General features: G+C 74.8%; 10 protein-coding genes and 1 pseudogene. 5 read left to right on the top strand and 6 right to left on the bottom strand.

Features of this window, described 5'->3' with window-relative positions; all coding sequences use genetic code 11:
• Positions 1-435: 435 nt before the first annotated feature.
• Positions 436-840, bottom strand: coding sequence for a DUF5997 family protein (locus ABZ719_RS06365; RefSeq protein WP_366724070.1), 405 nt, complete (start codon positions 838-840; stop codon positions 436-438).
• A gap of 78 nt (positions 841-918) precedes the next feature.
• Between ABZ719_RS06365 and ABZ719_RS06360 the strand changes: the two genes are divergently transcribed.
• On the top strand, positions 919-1,773 hold the full coding sequence (locus ABZ719_RS06360) for a LysR family transcriptional regulator substrate-binding protein (RefSeq protein WP_366724069.1): 855 nt from the start codon (positions 919-921) through the stop codon (positions 1,771-1,773).
• A 194-nt stretch (positions 1,774-1,967) separates the two neighbouring features.
• On the opposite strand, the gene ABZ719_RS06355 is transcribed toward ABZ719_RS06360, so the two are convergent.
• The gene (locus tag ABZ719_RS06355; protein ID WP_037854684.1) at positions 1,968-2,444 is read right to left on the bottom strand and encodes an Lrp/AsnC family transcriptional regulator; all 477 of its coding nucleotides are present in this window, start codon (positions 2,442-2,444) and stop codon (positions 1,968-1,970) included.
• Between the two features lie 270 nt (positions 2,445-2,714).
• Between ABZ719_RS06355 and ABZ719_RS06350 the strand changes: the two genes are divergently transcribed.
• The gene (locus tag ABZ719_RS06350) at positions 2,715-4,214 is read left to right on the top strand and encodes an FUSC family protein (protein WP_366724068.1); all 1,500 of its coding nucleotides are present in this window, start codon (positions 2,715-2,717) and stop codon (positions 4,212-4,214) included.
• A 108-nt stretch (positions 4,215-4,322) separates the two neighbouring features.
• A complete protein-coding gene (locus ABZ719_RS06345; protein ID WP_366724067.1) occupies positions 4,323-5,360 on the top strand; it encodes a lactonase family protein in 1,038 nt (345 codons plus the stop codon).
• A gap of 156 nt (positions 5,361-5,516) precedes the next feature.
• Here the strand turns inward: ABZ719_RS06345 and ABZ719_RS06340 are convergent, their stop codons facing one another.
• A complete protein-coding gene (locus tag ABZ719_RS06340) occupies positions 5,517-6,440 on the bottom strand; it encodes a hypothetical protein (RefSeq protein WP_366724066.1) in 924 nt (307 codons plus the stop codon).
• A 634-nt stretch (positions 6,441-7,074) separates the two neighbouring features.
• Between ABZ719_RS06340 and ABZ719_RS06335 the strand changes: the two genes are divergently transcribed.
• A complete protein-coding gene (locus ABZ719_RS06335) occupies positions 7,075-7,752 on the top strand; it encodes a uracil-DNA glycosylase (RefSeq protein WP_366724065.1) in 678 nt (225 codons plus the stop codon).
• Between the two features lie 184 nt (positions 7,753-7,936).
• Here the strand turns inward: ABZ719_RS06335 and ABZ719_RS06330 are convergent, their stop codons facing one another.
• The 3 genes from ABZ719_RS06330 to ABZ719_RS06320 all read right to left on the bottom strand — a co-directional run bounded on the left by ABZ719_RS06330 (position 7,937) and on the right by ABZ719_RS06320 (position 13,014).
• Positions 7,937-9,448 (bottom strand): histidine kinase, encoded by a 1,512-nt coding sequence (locus ABZ719_RS06330; RefSeq protein ID WP_366724064.1) that lies wholly within the window; start codon positions 9,446-9,448, stop codon positions 7,937-7,939.
• 263 nt (positions 9,449-9,711) lie between these two features.
• A complete protein-coding gene (locus ABZ719_RS06325; protein WP_366724063.1) occupies positions 9,712-10,797 on the bottom strand; it encodes an exo-alpha-sialidase in 1,086 nt (361 codons plus the stop codon).
• A gap of 402 nt (positions 10,798-11,199) precedes the next feature.
• The gene (locus ABZ719_RS06320) at positions 11,200-13,014 is read right to left on the bottom strand and encodes an acyl-CoA dehydrogenase family protein (protein ID WP_366724062.1); all 1,815 of its coding nucleotides are present in this window, start codon (positions 13,012-13,014) and stop codon (positions 11,200-11,202) included.
• Positions 13,015-13,086: 72 nt separating this feature from the next.
• On the opposite strand from ABZ719_RS06320, the pseudogene ABZ719_RS06315 reads away from it, so the two are divergent.
• Positions 13,087-13,566: pseudogene (locus tag ABZ719_RS06315) on the top strand (PaaX domain-containing protein, C- domain protein); the annotation flags it as partial.
• Positions 13,567-13,575 lie beyond the last annotated feature (9 nt).

Raw genomic sequence — 13,575 nt, 5'->3', positions numbered from 1 at the left:
GGCGGTCTTTCAGGGCTTGGCGTTCGCACCATGTCCTGCCCAGTCCAACGCGTGACCGGTCTCCCCTGCGCCGAGCAACGGGGGCGCACGGGAGCGCGCGGAAGCGTGGGACCGACGTCTGTGTGCCTACGGAGGCAACCGGCCGTTTCCCGCCGTCAGGGCTCTTCCAACGTCAGACCTTCTCGGGTATGGAGCCCAAGGGGCTCTGCACGGCGGCAGGCCCCGTCCGGGACGGGGCCAGTCGCCGTGAGGATCGGCCCGGCACGGGTCCGGTCGCCGGGGGATCAAGCACGCGTGGGGATCAGCCCGGGGGCCAGGCCGTCATGGGGATCAAGCCGGCGTGGCGATCAGGCCGAGGTGGGGGGTCGGCGAGCCTGGGGAGCCGGCGGGTGTCGGCTCCGTCCGGTCGGCCGATCCTCTCCTGCCGGGCTCCTGTCAGCTCTGCGGGCCGTGGCCCTCCTCGGCGCGCTCGGCGTCCCGCTTCTTCAGCCGGGCCGCCTCCTTGCGGACCTCCGCCTGGGTGGCGCGCTCCTTCTCCAGCCACTCGGGCCGCTCCTGCTTGAGGGCCTCGATCTGCTCGGTGGTGAGCGCCTCGGTGACTCCGCCGCGCGCCAGACCCGCGATGGAGACCCCGAGCTTGGCCGCGACCACCGGGCGGGGGTGCGGGCCGTCGCGTCGCAGCTCCCGCAGCCACTCGGGCGGATCGGCCTGGAGCTGGTCCAGCTCGGCACGCGAGACGACGCCCTCCTGGAAATCGGCGGGCGTGGCGGGCAGGTACACACCCAGCTTCTTCGCCGCTGTGGCGGGCTTCATCGTCTGGGTGGTCTGGTGCGACTTCATGGTGTCCAGACTATCGACCGGCGCAGGGGGTTCCGACCACGCGCCGACGGACCGGGCGGGGGCGGGTAACCTGGCCGGGTGACAGGCTCGGAAGCATCCCCCACGTTCCGGCTGGCGTACGTCCCCGGGGTGACGCCCGCGAAGTGGGTGCGGATCTGGAACGAGCGCCGGTCCGACGTCCCCCTCGACCTCGTGCAGCTCCCGGCCGCCGACGCACCGGCTGCGCTGCGCGAGGGCGCCGCGGACGCGGGCGTCGTACGACTGCCCGTGGACCGTACGTTCTTCAGCGCGATCCCCCTCTACACCGAGACCACGGTGGTCGTCGTCCCCAAGGACCACCTGGTGACGGCGGCGGACGAGGTGTCCGTCGCCGACCTGGCCGACGAGGTCGTCCTCCATCCGCTGGACGACGTCCTCGGCTGGGAGCGGCCGCCGGGGGAGCCCGCCTTCGAACGTCCGGCCACCACGGAGGACGCGATCGAGCTGGTGGCGGCGGGCGTGGGCCTGCTGGTGGTCCCCCAGTCGCTGGCCCGGCTCCACCACCGCCGGGACCTGACCTACCGGCCCGTCGTGGACGCCCCGCAGTCGGGTGTCGGGCTGGTGTGGCCCGAGGAGGCGACCACCGACCTGGTCGACGACTTCATCGGCATCGTGCGCGGCCGGACCGTCAACAGCACCCGGGGCCGGACCGCCGCCCAGGCCCCCGCCGTGACCGGCGGCCGGAAACCCGCGACAGGCAAGACGGGCAAGACGGGCAGGGCGGGTGATACGGGCAAGGCCGGGAGCAAGGGCTCGGGCAGGACGGCGGCGGGCGCTGGAAAGGGCGCCGCGCCCAAGGGCGGCTCCCGCGGAGCGCCGCGCGGGGCCAGGGGGACGGGCTCCCAGGGCTCGGCCAAGGGCGCCCGGCGGGGCAGGCCCCGCCGCAGCTCTTAGCCGGGGCGTCGGGCCGTAGCCGGTCGCCGGCACCCGGGCGGTGGCGTCGGGCCGTAGCCGGTCGCCGGCACCCGGGCGGTGGCGTCGGGCCGTAGCCGGTCGCCGGCACTCGGACGGTGGGATCGGCACGCGGACGGCTCGCCGCTCGCACGAGCAGCCGGCTCCTGCCCGGGCCGCCGGATCGCGCGGCGGGATCACTTCCCGCTCGTGCGGCCGATCGACTCCACGAGGGGCAGCAGCCGGTGCGGGACGCGTTCGCGCAGGGCCACCTCGGTGCGGGTGCGGACCACGCCGGGCAGGCTGATCAGCTTCTGGATCACGTCCTCCAGGTGGGCGTTGTCCCGCGCCACGACCCGGGTGAGGAGGTCGCCGCCGCCGGTGATGGAGAACGCCTCGACGATCTCGGGCACCCCGGCCAGCGCGTCCCCCACGTCGTCCAGGTGGCCCTGGGTCACCTCGATGTGCACGAACGCCAGCACCGGATGACCGAGGGCGGCGGGGGAGAGGGAAGGTCCCGTGCCGGTGATCACCCCGTCCCGCTCCAGCCGGTCCAGCCGTGCCTGGAGCGTGCCGCGCGCGATGCCGAGGAGGCGGGCGTACTCCCGCACACTGGTGCGCGGCTGTTCGAGGAGCAGCCGCAGGATGCGGGTGTCGAGTTCGTCCACGGCCATGACGGCTCCGGTCTCCCAGCGGCGGGTCGATGCACCCCGACTGTACCAATGGCCCAGTCAGGTGCGATGCGAGTGGGCCAGTTGATCTCGGCCATTGGCCCGTTGACGGGCAGGTCTTCGCACAGCGGAGTGGGCCAATGGACCAGCGTTCCGGCGATGACTTGAGCCAGGGGCCTCGAAGGTGCTCTGATGGACGTGTCGATGGCGCTGCGGATCACCGCGGCGCCTTTTTCGTGTCGTGTCCGAAGTCTGCCGAGGGGGCGGTCATCAGTGCTGAAGAGGGTGTTCGCGGCTCCGGACCCCGGGCGGGCGCGGCTGCGGTTCGCGTCCCGCGCCGTGCTCGGGATCGCTCTGGCCACCGTCGTGTGCGGCCTGGCCGGCCACTCCCTGCCCGGCGCCGTCACCGGCGGGCTCGCCGCGCTGCTCGCACTGTTCACGGTCTCCGACCCCACGGTGCGCGGCCAGGCGGTCACCACCGCGCTGCTGCCCGTGACCGGCATCCCCGTCCTCGCCGCCGCGGCCTGCCTGCACGACCTCCCGGTGGCCCGTGACCTCACCTTCCTCGCCCTGGTCGGCGCGGGTGTGTACGCGCGCCGTTGGGGCCCGCGCGGCCACAGTCTGGGCGTCTTCGCGTTCATGACCTTCTTCGTGGCCCAGTTCCTGCACGCCACGCCCGCCCGGCTGCCCGAGCTGTCGGCCGCGGTGGTCCTGTCCGTGCTCAGCGCGGCGGCGGTCCGCTTCGGGCTGTGGTGCTACGAGCGCCGGCAGCCCCCGGCCACCGTGCCCGCACCGCCGGGCGGCAGCGGACTGGCCCGGGTGACCACCCGGCAGGCCGTCCAGGCGATGGCGGGGGCCGGCTTTGCGCTCGTCGTGGGCCAGCTGGTGTCCGGACAGCGCTGGTACTGGGCGGTCGGCGCGACCTGGTGGGTGTTCGTCAACACCGCCTCCCGCGGCGAGACCCTGGTCCGCGGGTTCCGCCGGGTCCTCGGCACGGTGCTCGGCCTCGTCCTCGGCGCCCTGCTCGTCGCCCCGCTGCACGGGACACCCCTGCCCACCGCCGTGCTGGTCGCCGTGGCCGTCTTCGGGATCTTCTACACGGCCGCCGTGTCCTACACCTGGATGATGCTCTGGGTCACCCTGCTCGCCGTCTCGCTCTACGGGCTCCTCGGCGTCCTCACCCCCGGCCTGCTCGCCCTGCGGCTGGGGGAGACGGCCGTCGGGGCGCTCGGTGCCTGGCTCGCCGTGCTGTTCGTGCTGCCGGTCAGCACCCATGCCGTCACCGGCGCCTGGATCCAGCGTGCCCTGCGCTGCGTCCACGCCTGCACCGCCGAGGCCACCGCCCGGCTCGCGGGCGCGGCGGACGCCGACCCGGCGCACCGCGTGGCCGAACTGGAGCACCTGCTCGGCCGGGTCCGGCTCTCGGTGGCGCCGCTGGTCCATCCGCTGAACCCGATGCGGGGCCGCAAGCGGCGCGCCCGCCGGGTGCTCGTGCTGCTCGATGACTGCGCCCGCGAGGTCCGCGGCCTGGTGGCGGTCGCCGCCGACCCCCAGGCGTCCCACGACGCGCGCCTGGCCGCCGCCTGCTGGCGGGTGGAGGCCGCGGTCCAGGCGCTCACCGACGGCGGTGGCGGACCCCGCGCCGCCGCCGACACGCCCGGGGCCGCCGCGGAGGTCCCCGCGCTCGCCCACCTGCACGGTCTGGAACGGGCGCTCGCGGAACTGGCCGCGCCGCTGCGGGCGCCGTCGGGCTCGCCCCTGGTCGGTGCCTGACGCGACGGTCCCGGCGGTACCGGCGGGACACTCCTGCGCCTTGGTCTAGACCGTTCTTGATCGACTGCTACCGTCACCCGCAACGGGTCGACGGAGAGGGGATCAGAGGTGGCGGACGAGGACGGCAGGCGACGGCGGGCCTTCATCGGGTCGTTCACGGCGGCGGGAGGACCCGGTGTGGTCACCGCGGCCGTGGCGGAGGACGGCGCGCTGACCGTGCTGAGCAGCGTGGACGGCGTGCTGGACCCGTCGTACCTCGCCCTGTCTGCCGACGCCGGCACGCTGTACGCGGTCAGCGAGACCGCCGAGGGCGCGCTGGCCGCGTACCGGGTGAAGGGCGAGACGGTCGAACTCACCGGCCCGCCGGTCCGGGTCGGCGGCAGCGGCCCCACCCACCTCAGTCTGCTCGACGGACACGTCCTCACCGCCAACTACGGCTCGGGCAGCGTCAGCGCCGTCCCCGTCCGCGCGGACGGCCGCCTCGGCCAGGGCGCGTCCGACGTGCTGCGGCACACCGGTTCCGGCCCGCACGAACGCAGACAGCGCGCCCCGCACGCGCACCAGGTGCAGCCCGACCCGAGCGGCCGCTGGGCCGTCAGCGTCGACCTCGGCACCGACTCCGTCCGGGTGTGCACGCTGACGGACGGCAGCCTCGGCCTGCACCGCGAGACCGCCCTCCGCCCCGGCTCCGGCCCCCGCCACCTCGCCTTCCACCCCGGCGCCCGGCACGCGTACGTCGTCAACGAACTCACGCCCACCGTCACCGCCTGCCGCTGGGAGGCGGAGAGCGGCTCGCTGCGGCCGCTGGCCGAGACCCAGGTCCTGCCGGACGCCCCGGCGGGCGACGCCTACCCGTCGGGCATCGCCGTCGCACCGGACGGCCGCTTCGTGTGGACCGCGACGCGCGGCGAGGACGTGCTCTCGGTCTTCGCCGTCGAGGCGGGCGGAGACCGGCTGGACCTGCGGGCGACCGTCCCGTGCGGCGGCCACTGGCCCAGGGCGCTCACCCTGTCCGACGGATTCCTCTACGTCGCCAACGAACGCTCCGGTGACGTCACCTGGTTCGCCGTCGATCCGGAGACGGGGCTCCCGGAACGCGCCGGCTCCGTCAAGGTGGCCGCCGCGTCCTGCGTCGTCTTCGGCTGACGCCCCGGCCGGTTCCGCCCCGTGCCGCCGGTGACGGCACGGCGAAGGGCCCGCCCCGGCCTGTGCGGAGCGGACCCTTCGAGGTGGTTCCGCGGGGGGTGCCCGTGCCACCGGGGTGGCTGCGGCCGCCCGAGTGCTACGGGCGCCGGTGCGGCGTCATCGCACCGGCGTGCCCTGCGGCTGCTGCGGGGCGATGCCCAGGGCGGTCGTGTACTTGGCCAGGGCGAGCTTGCCGATCGCCGGGTAGGCGCCGAGCGCTTCGGCGGCGGAGCAGTCCGCCTCCTTGACGGCCGCCTCGACCAGCTCGGCGTCGATCTCCGGACCGATCAGGTACGGCGCCAGGGCCAGCTGCTGCGAACCCGACGAACGCAGCTGTTCGGCGACGCCCGCGACGGAACCCTCCTGGTCGAGGGCGGCGGCCATCACCGGCACCGCGAGGCGGGCGGCGAGCAGCATGCCGGTGATCCCCGCCGCCTGCACGGCCTCCTCACCGCCGACCGACGCGAGGATGATGCCGTCCGCGGCCGTCGCCACGGTGAACAGACGGGCCCGGTCGGCGCGCGCGAGCCCCGCCTCCGACAGACGCACGTGCAGCGCCTCCGCGAGCAGCGGGTGCGGGCCGAGCACATCGGTCAGCTCGGCGGCGACCCGGCTGTCCATGACGGCCTGGCGCAGCCGGCGCAGCAGCGCGTTGTCCGGACCGGCCAGCAGCGGTACGACGACCGCGACCGGACCCTCGGGCTCCTTGACGTCCACACCGGCGGCCAGCGCCTGCTCGTAACGGGCCGTGCGCTCGTCGGCCGCGCGCGCGAGCACCGACTGCAGGGTCGGGAACTCCGCCCCGTCCCCGTCCAGGTACCCGATCAGGGCGTCGAGACCGGGAAGCTCGGAGCGGGCGATGCTCACGACCTCCTCGGCGAGGGAGCGCGCTGCGGCACCGGGCGTGCCCGGCACCGCGAGGACGAGCGCGGGCGCGCCCTCGGGAGCCGCCAGCGGTTCGGGTCGGCGGTGCCGTCCGGGCTGGCGGGGGCGCGGCATTCGTACAGGCAGGCCGGACGCGGGCCCAGTGGGGGAGCTCATGGCGCCGCATGTTACTGGCTTTCGGGGTTCCTCTGTTCGGGGAGGGGGCGGGTGAGCGGTTTCCGTCCGGTTTTGTCGTATGAGGTACACACCGATCGGAAATGATCGGTGTGGTACGAACCCGGCTTCAAGGGGCGTGAGGGGACACATCCGGGGAGCGGCACGCGGCGCGTCCCCCAGGGAGGCGAACCCCGCCGCACGCCACGGCGGCCGTCTCCAGCCGTCCCAGCCCTGTGCTCGCGGCCGGCGCCCTTGCCGGGGTACGAGTTGTTCCCTGCGGTGTGCGGGGTCGTTCCCCCGGGGGCCGGTGCGCACGGGATCCTTGGACTCTCGCTGCGCCGGCGGTCCCCGGCCAGGCATCCCGACGGCGGCCCGCAGGCCCGAACCTCCGCAGTCCACGGCGCGGAGACCGGCCGCGCCGCTTCCCGCGCACCCCTCCACGGCCGGTTCCGGGCAGCCCGGACCGGGCGGAGCGCCCCTGCCCCGCGGGCGCACGGACATGCAACCTCCCCGGGTTCCCGGGAGGTCGAAGACCGGGAGGGTCCCGGCGGCGGGAAGGGTGGCGTCGCGGGCCCGTCCGTGCGGAACCTCCCTGCGTGCGGCGTCCTGGCCTGTGCCAGTAGAGTGACGGCCCGTGGCAGCACGACCGTTGCATGAACTCGTCGAGGCGGGCTGGGCGAAGGCCCTCGAACCCGTGGCCGAACGCATCGCCGCGATGGGGAACTTCCTCAGAGCCGAGATAGCGGCCGGCCGGACCTACCTTCCGTCCGGGGCCAATGTGCTGCGGGCGTTCCAGCAGCCGTTCGACGACGTGCGCGTGCTCATCGTCGGCCAGGACCCCTACCCCACCCCCGGTATGGCCATCGGGCTGAGCTTCGCGGTCTCGCCCGAGGTGCGGTCCCTGCCGGGCAGCCTGGAGAACATCTTCCGGGAACTCCATTCCGACCTCGGTCTGCCCAGGCCGTCCAACGGCGATCTGACGCCGTGGACCCGGCAGGGCGTGCTGCTGCTGAACAGGGCGCTGACCACGGCGCCGCGCAAACCCGCGGCTCACCGGGGCAAGGGCTGGGAAGAGGTCACGGAGCAGGCCATCCGGGCGCTGGCGGCCCGCGGCAAGCCGCTGGTGTCCATCCTGTGGGGGCGCGACGCGCGCAATCTGCGTCCGCTGCTCGGCGATCTCCCGGCGATCGAGTCCGCCCACCCCTCGCCGATGTCGGCGGACCGTGGCTTCTTCGGTTCGCGCCCCTTCAGCCGGGCCAACGACCTGCTCCTGCGGCAGGGCGCGCAGCCGGTCGACTGGCAGCTCCCCTGAGCCCGCCTGCCGCCCGCTCCTTTCTCTGCCGACCCGTCCGATTCCCGCTGACCCGCCCCTCCACCGCTGACCCGTCCGCTTCACCGCCGGTCCGGCGAGGTGTCGTTCGCCTCGTCGGCCCGATCGGTCCCTGGGGAGCGTAATGACGAGGGGCCAAAAGCCCCATCGGCGACGGGCACACGTGTCATCCCTGTGGTTCCCCGGCACTTGGTTCGGGTGCCGGGCTCACGGGCGGGGCCGCGGCCGGGTGGTCGTCCCGGGCGGGGCGGTCGGGGACGGGCAGTGTGAACGCCACCTCGAAACCGGCCGCCGGTCCGGGCCCGGCGCGGAAACTGCCGCCGTAGAGCCTCACGCGTTCATACATGCCGATCAACCCGTGTCCGGTCCCCGCCGGGGCGGGGCCGGTCGCCTCCTCGGTCCGGTCGGCCTGCGTGGCGCGCCGGCCGGGTCTCCCGGCCCGCCCGCCCAGGCCCCTTCGCGGCCCGGGGACGGCGGCGCCCACGCTCCCGGCGTCGGATCCGGCACGGTTTCCGGCGTCCGTCCCGGCTCCGGCTTCGGTCCCGGCTCGGGTGTCCTTCCCACTGACGGCCTGGGACACCACCGGTGCCACCGACGTCCCCCGCGTCACCGGTGCCGCACCCACAGCCGTACGGGAGCCGTCCGAGCGGGGGCCGCCGTCGTCGGACACCGTGACGGCCAGCGCGTCGGGGTCGTACGCCAGCGCGATCCGGACCCGGGCACGCGCACCGGCGTGTTTCAGCGTGTTGGTCAGGGCTTCCTGGACGATGCGGTAGGCACACAGGTTCGCCCCCGGCGGCAGCGGCCGGGGCGTGCCCGTGACGGCGGTCTCGACGACGAGCCCCGCGGCGGTCATCCGGGCGGCGAGTTCGTCCAGCCGGGCGAGACCGGCGTCGGGTCCGGTGGACGGGCCGGACACGGCGTCGGTGCCGTCCGGGCTCACACGCAGCACCTGGAGCAGTCCGCGCATCTCCTCCAGCGTCTCGCGGGCGGTGTCCTCGATGGTGTGCAGGGCGGCCCGGGCCTTCGCGGCGTCGCTGTCGAAGACGTACCGGGCCAGACCGCTCTGCACCGAGACGACCGACAGATGGTGGGCGACCACGTCGTGCAGTTCGCGGGCGATCCGCAGGCGTTCCTCCGTGACCGCGTGCCGGGCGCGTGCTCCCTCCTCCGCGCGCAGACGGGCGGTCAGCCGGTCCAGTTCGGTGTTCTGCCGCTCCAGACGGCGCAGGTTCGTGCCGAAGCCCCACGCGAGGAGCAGGACCACGAGGGTCTGGCCCAGGGCCACCAGGACCGACATCGCGTGCGACGCCAGCGCGTTGTACAGCCACGCGGCCGTGACCGGCACGGCGGCCCGCGCGGTTTCCCGGGGAGGTCGCGCGGCGGCGATCGTGAAGAACGCCAGCATCGGCGACCACACGTTGACGGACGGCTGGTAGCCGAACGCCGTGTACAGGGCGAGGCCGGCGCACGTGGCCCACAGCACCGGCCACGGAGCCACCCGGCGCACCGCGAGGGGCAGGTGGATCAGGCAGGTCAGGACGACGGCGCGGGCGTCGAAGGCGGGCCAGCCAAGAGGCCGGTACCCGGCGGCGAAGCCCAGCGTGACACCCAGCAGCGCGGCCGCGATCAGCGAGTCGAGGTACAACCGTTGACGTGGCGTCACCCGCAAGCGCATGACCGCAGAGTAGCCAGCCTCCCCGGGCCCCGCGCCGGCGCAGGGGGCCGCACCTTCCTCCTTCCGCTCGCCGGGGCCGCCGCCGTGTCCACGGGAGCGTGGTCCGCTGCCGGGACCGGTGCTGGTGCCGGGACCGGTGGGCGGATCGTCCGTGGCAGTGGCCTTCGCCTCGGTATGGGGCATGGTCGTCGCTGGAGCTGGAGCTGGAGCTGGAGCTGGAGCTGGAGCTGGAGCCGGAGCGTGGGCCGCCCACCGCTCGCGCGTCAGTCGATCACCGCCGCGCGGACACACAGCACGTCGGGCAGGTGCGAAGCCAGTTGCTGCCAGCTGTCGCCGTCGTCCGCCGAGGCGTACACCTCGCCGTTGCGGTTGCCGAAGTACACGCCCGCCGGGTCCGCCGTGTCGGTGCACAGGGCGTCGCGCAGCACGGTGCCGTAGTGATCCTCCTGCGGCAGGCCGGCGCAGAGCGGCTCCCAGCTCCGCCCGGCGTCGGCCGTGCGGTACACCCGGCAGCGGCGGCCGGCCGGGACCCGGTCCGCGTCCGCGTTGATCGGGAAGACGTACGCCGTGTCGCCGCGGTGCGGATGGGTGGCCGCCGCGAAGCCGAAGGTCGAAGGCAGGCCCTCGCCGATGTCCGTCCAGTGCGCGCCCCTGTCGTCGCTGCGGTACACGCCCCAGTGGTTCTGCAGGTAGAGCCGGTCGGGGTCGACGGGGTCCTGGGCCACCTTGTGGACGCACTGGCCGAACTCCGGGTCGGGGTCGGGCAGGAACACGGCGGACACCCCGGAGTTGGACGGCGCCCAGCTCGCGCCGCCGTCGGCCGTGCGGAACACCCCGGCGGTGGACACGGCGACCGTGACGGCCTTCGGGTCGCGGCGGTCGGTGACCACGGTGTGCAGGCCCTCCCCGCCGCCGCCCGGCACCCACTTGGAACGGGTGGGGTGCTCCCACAGCGGACGGACCAGCTCGAAGCTCTCGCCGCGGTCCTCGGAGCGGTAGAGCGCGGCCGGTTCCGTGCCGGCGTACACCACGTCGGGTTCGGCGGCTGCGGGGTGCAGCTGCCAGACCCGCTCCAGCGACGCGCCGGTGTCCTTGGGGAACTTCACCGCCGGCCGGGCCGGTTCGGTCCAGGTGCGGCCCAGGTCGTCGGAGTGGAACACGGACGGCCCCCAGTGCGCGCTGTCCCCGCCGGCCAGCAGCCGTGGGACGGTGCCCCTGGTGTCGATGGCCACCGAGTACACGGCCTGGGCATTGAACTGTGGACTGTCGTCGAACTCCCAGGCGCCACCGCGCCGCCGCCCGATGAACAGACCCTTGCGGGTGCCCACGGCGAGCAGTACCTCGGTCATGCCGATCACCTCCGCGACACTGGGTCGAGGACGCCTTCGTCCCCGACACCGGCCAGTCTGCACCCCACCACTGACAGTCACCCCCGGGTCGGCGTCACCGCAGGTCACAGCGGCTCGTCGGAGAGGTGGCGGCCGGGCGGCGAAGGCGCGCCCGAGGTTTGCGGAGCACGGCCGGCCCCGCCGGGCGTGCCGAGAACGGGCGGAAGCTGCCGGGCGGCCCGGCCCGTGCCGTGGCCCGTCCCGATGGCCGGCGGATCCGGTCCGGCAGCGGCTCGTCCGGGATCCACGGCCCGTCCCCGCACCGGCTCGTCGTCGCTCTGGCTCGCCCCCACTCCGGCTCAGCGGATCCACGGCTGGCACGCCCGCCGTCTCACCCGGTTCGTCGGCCGGTCCGGGAGCGGCTCACCCGAATCCCGGCAGCGCCCGCTCCAGGATCGCGTCGAGGTCCGCCGAGGCCGGCAGCGTGCCGAAGGAGTGCCCCCAGTCCCCGCCCAGCCGGGTGGCGCAGAACGCGTCGGCGACGGCGGGCGGCGCGTGCCGCACCAGGAGGGACGCCTGGAGCGCCAGCGCCATCAGCTCGACCAGGCGGCGCGCGCCGGCCGGGGAGGCTTCGCCCAGCCCCCGCCGCAGACGGGTCACGGCCGCGTCCAGCCGGGGGTCGGCGCCGTGCGCGAGGGCGAGTTCGGCGAACAGCGCCTCGGCGGCGCCCGGCTCCCGTTCCAGCGCCCGCAGCACATCCAGGGCGTTGACGTTCCCGGAGCCCTCCCAGATCGACAGCAGTGGGGCCTCGCGGTAGTGCCGGGGCATGCCGGACTCCTCCACGTACCCGTTGCCGCCCAGGCACTCCAGGGCCTCCGCGGTGAAGGCGGGCCCCCGCTTGGTGACCCAGTACTTTCCGACGGCAGTGGCCACCCGCCGGAACGCGGCCTCCCGCGGCGCCCGCGCGTCCTCCCGCGCCACCCGGTCGGCAGCACCGGCCAGCCGCAGGGTGAGCGTCGTCGCGGCCTCGGACTCGAGTGCCAGGTCGGCCAGTACGTTGCGCATGAGCGGCTGGTCGGCGAGCAGCGCGCCGAAGGCCCTGCGGTGCCGCGCGTGGTGACCGGCCTCCACGAGGGTCTTGCGCATGAGGGCCGCCGACATCATCACGCAGTCCAGCCGCGTGCAGTTGACCATCTCGATGATCGTCTTGACGCCCCGCCCCTCGGGGCCGACCAGCCAGGCCACCGTCCCGTCGAACTCCGGTTCGCACGAGGCGTTGGAGCGGTTGCCCAGCTTGTCCTTGAGTCGCTGGACGCGGAACGTGTTGCGGCTGCCGTCGGGCAGGACACGCGGCACCAGGAAGCAGGACAGCCCGCCCGGCGCCTGGGCCAGGACCAGGAAGACGTCGCACATGGGCGCCGAGGTGAACCACTTGTGGCCGCGCAGCGTGTACACGCCGGGCTCCTTGGCCGGCGCGGCCGTCGTCGTGTTGGTCCGTACGTCCGAGCCGCCCTGCTTCTCGGTCATGCCCATCCCCGCCAGCAGCCCCGGCTTGCCGGCCGGCGCCCGCAGTCCCGGCTCGTAGACCCGGCTGGTCAGCAGCGGCTCGTAGAGGGCGGCCAGGTCCGGCTGGGCGCGCAGGGCGGGTACGGCCGCGTACGTCATCGACGTGGGGCAGCCGTGCCCCGCGTCGGTGTGGCCCCACACCAGGCCGCCTGCCGTACGGGCCACATGGGCGCCCGGCCGGTCGTCGGCCCAGGGCGCGCCCGCCAGGCCCTCGGCGACGGCGGTCCGCATCAGGTGGTGCCAGGCGGGATGGAAGTCGACCTCGTCGATCCGGTTGCCGTAGCGGTCGTGGGTCCGCAGTTCCGGCTCATGGCGGTTGGCGAGATCGGCCCACTCCTGCACCTGCGCGCTCCCGGCCCGCATCCCGAGCCGTCGCACGCCGTCCTCGGCCCACCCGGCTCCCTCCCGGCGCAGCCCCTCCAGCAGCGCCGCGTCGTCGGACGCGTCGTACGGAGGCAGGGGCGGAGCCTGGTTGGTCACCTCGTGGGTGGCGTAGGGGCGGGGTGAACCGACCGGCCCGGGGTGTGGCTGCGCGCCGTCCCGCCGGGCTTCTCCCGCGCCTGGCGCGAAGTCGACGGCGGGTCCGGGCGCGGGTGAGTGCGCGGGTGCCGGGGCGGAGCCGGACGCCGGCGCCGGTGCTGAAGCGGGGGTGCGTGCGGGTGTCGAGGCCATGCGCGCAGTGTTGCACTCTCGCTACGACCGCAGCAATACTGCAACAAGAGGAGATCCGTACAGTACGTGACCATGAACGCCCCCCAGGAGCCCGCAGCGCTCGACCTGCGCCCCTTGTCGGCACGGTCCGTCGTGCTGAGCCTGCTGCTGGGCACCCACCCGCCCGAGCTGCCGGTGAAGGAGCTCCTGCGGGCCGTCGAGCCCTTCGGCGTCGGCGGGTCGACCCTGCGGGCGGCGCTGAGCCGGATGGTGGCCGCCGGTGATCTGTGGCGCGCGGACGGCGTGCACGGCCTCAGCGACCGGCTGCTGGAGCGCCAGCGGCGCCAGGACGAGGCGGTGCACCCGCGGACCCGGCGCTGGGACGGCGAGTGGGAGATGGCCGTCGTGACGGCGACCGGACGCGGACCGGCCGAGCGCGCCGAACTGCGCGCCCGGCTGGCCGCCCTCCGGCTCGCCGAACTCCGCGAGGGTGTCTGGCTGCGACCCGCCAACCTGCGCCGCGCCTGGCCCGCGAGCCTCGACGGTGTCGTCCGGTACTTCGCGGCGCGACCGGCCGCGGGC

The organism is Streptomyces sp. NPDC006743, assembly GCF_040703815.1.
Taxonomy (GTDB): Bacteria; Actinomycetota; Actinomycetes; order Streptomycetales; family Streptomycetaceae; genus Streptomyces.
Note: the sequence above shows the minus strand (reverse complement) of the source record. Positions and strands in the feature narration are given on the sequence as shown.